Raw genomic sequence first — 2,397 nt, 5'->3', positions numbered from 1 at the left:
CATGTAATCCGCAGACGCAGATTCGCGATTTGCAGATGTTTGAGCGTATGGGATACCGGGTACAGGGCAAGCTGGTTCCGGTGGATATGTTCCCGCATACGGTTCACGTTGAGACGGTAGTACTTTTGTCCAAACTTAAAACAAAGAAACATATCAACATAGAATTGCGTACTGATGAGTTTGATTTAACTGCTTCAGAGAGTAAGGCAACTTATGCTAAAATCAAGCAGTATGTATTAGAAAAACATGGAATAAAGGTTTCCTCATTGAATATTGCTCAAATCAAGCAAAAATGTGGAATTAAGGAGAGAGATAACTATAACCTTTCTAAAAAAGAAAATGTGAAACAACCTCAATGTACAGTGGAAAAAGAAAAAGCAATTATGGATGCGTTTAGACATTTTCAAATGATTTAATTAAATATATTTTACATAGAGCGTTTGCTTATCTGACTTTAGATTTGTGAACGCTCTATTTTTTTTGTTCCAAATATAGCTCAAGGACTGGAGGTGAATGAAATGGGTGGAACAAAATATAAGCATTTCTATGGTAATCAGAGTGAGCAGTTCACATTCTATAAAGTACCGAAGCAATTATTTGTAGATGAGAAATTCCATAATATTTCAGCAGAAGCTAAGCTGCTGTATGGAATATTGCTGGATCGCATGAGCTTATCTTCTGCCAATGGTTGGCGAGATGAAGATGGAAAAGTATATATCATCTTTACTGTTGAAGAAGTACAGACGAGTTTAGGATGTGCTGAGAAGAAAGCAATTAAGCTTTTGAACGAATTAGAAAGTAAGTGCGGATTGATTGATAAAGTAAGGCAAGGACTTGGAAAACCGAACATTATTTATGTGAGAAATTTCTTGGAAAGAGGTGTGGAAAACTATGTTGAAAGACAGTTCTTGAATTGTCAAAATGACAGTTCTGGAGCAGTCAAAAATACAGTTCAAGAACCGTCAAAAGGACAATGTAATAATACTGATATAAATAAGACTGATATTAGTTATACTGATCCTTCTTTCTATCCGGAAAATCACGAAAGGAAAGACGAAGCGAGTGATTATTACAATCAATCTTTAATCGACCTTAAAGAAAAATTAGAGTACGACAGCCTAGCAATAAGCTATAGACATCATCTCGGTATGCTTGATGAAATCTTTGAAATTTTGAATGATACTTTTACAAGCAATAACAAAGTGATTCGTATCGGAGGAGATGATAAACCGGCAGAACTGGTAAAAAGTAAATTGAGAAAGCTAAACTACAGCCATATCCAGTTCGTTATGGAATGTATGTTAGAGAATACGAGCAAGGTGCGTAACATCAGACAATATCTGTTGACGACCTTGTATAACGCAACTCATACCATGGACAGCTATTACACGAGTCTAGTGAATCACGATATGTATGGCGATTATTAAAACGAAAGGAGTGTGAACGAATGAAAAATAATCCAACAGTAATTGCAGTGGTCAACCAAAAAGGAGGAACAGGGAAAACGACGACTTGCGAGAATCTAGGGATTGGAATTGCCCTAGAAGGCAAAAAAGTGCTGCTTATTGATACCGATCCGCAAGCGAGTCTGACAATCAGCTTGGGATTTCCTAACCCAGATGATTTATATCCCACGCTTTCAGACTTATTAACGAAAGTGATCGAGGAAGAAACAATCAAACCAAGAGAAGGAGTTATCCATCATAAAGAAGGTGTGGACTTGATACCGGCAAATATTGAGCTATCCGGTCTTGAGGTATCGCTAGTAAATGCCATGAGTCGAGAAACGATATTGAAGCAGTATGTAGATACGGTGAAAAGAGAATATGACTATGTACTGCTTGATTGTATGCCAAGCTTAGGTATGCTGACGATCAATGCCCTTGCAGCTGCTGATCATGTTTTAATTCCTGTACAGGCACAGTATCTTCCGGCAAAAGGTTTGGAGCAGTTGCTTCAGACAATCAATAAAGTCAGACGGCAGATCAATCCCAAATTAAGAATTGAGGGAGTGCTTTTGACGATGGTAGACAGCAGAACCAACTATGGAAAAGACATCAGCACATTGATCAGGGAAACCTATGGGGACAAACTAAAAGTTTTCAATACAGATATTCCTCGTTCGGTTCGTGCAGAAGAAATCAGTGCAGAAGGAAAAAGCATTTTCTCCCATGATCCCAAAGGAAAAGTATCGGAAGCCTACAAGATACTGACAAAGGAGGTGTTGAAAGATGGCGAAAAAAGGCATAAACATCAGCTTGAAGGGGTACGATGATATTTTCTCAACTGAAGAAACCTGTACCGATGAAAAGTTAGAAAAGGTGCAGAATATCCCTTTATCAGAGCTTCACCCATTCAAGAACCACCCGTTTAAAGTCATTGATGATGAATCCATGT

2 protein-coding genes and 2 pseudogenes are annotated in these 2,397 nt (G+C 38.0%); all 4 read left to right on the top strand.

Translation table 11 applies throughout. The features are described 5' to 3' along the window. Positions 1-416 (top strand): annotated as a pseudogene (locus ACLUJM_RS13515) (23S rRNA (uracil-5-)-methyltransferase RumA); the annotation flags it as partial. Positions 417-518: 102 nt separating this feature from the next. After that, a complete protein-coding gene (locus ACLUJM_RS13510; RefSeq protein ID WP_412413054.1) occupies positions 519-1,427 on the top strand; it encodes a DUF6017 domain-containing protein in 909 nt (302 codons plus the stop codon). A 20-nt stretch (positions 1,428-1,447) separates the two neighbouring features. Beyond that, positions 1,448-2,275: a ParA family protein gene (locus ACLUJM_RS13505; RefSeq protein ID WP_412413053.1), complete on the top strand. Its 828-nt coding sequence runs from the start codon at positions 1,448-1,450 to the stop codon at positions 2,273-2,275. Continuing rightward, positions 2,232-2,397: pseudogene (locus ACLUJM_RS13500) on the top strand (chromosome partitioning protein ParB); the annotation flags it as partial. The gene ACLUJM_RS13505 and the pseudogene ACLUJM_RS13500, both read left to right, overlap by 44 nt.

It is taken from the genome of Finegoldia sp., assembly GCF_046991905.1.
Classification (GTDB): domain Bacteria; phylum Bacillota; class Clostridia; order Tissierellales; family Peptoniphilaceae; genus Finegoldia.
This window is presented reverse-complemented; position numbering and strand designations above follow the sequence as displayed.

Bases quoted from the DNA above. Each gene is read 5' to 3' on its own strand.
- ACLUJM_RS13505 (WP_412413053.1), top strand. From the start codon at position 1,448: ATGAAAAATAATCCAACAGTAATTGCAGTGGTCAACCAAAAAGGAGGA.
- ACLUJM_RS13510 (WP_412413054.1), top strand. From the start codon at position 519: ATGGGTGGAACAAAATATAAGCATTTCTATGGTAATCAGAGTGAGCAG.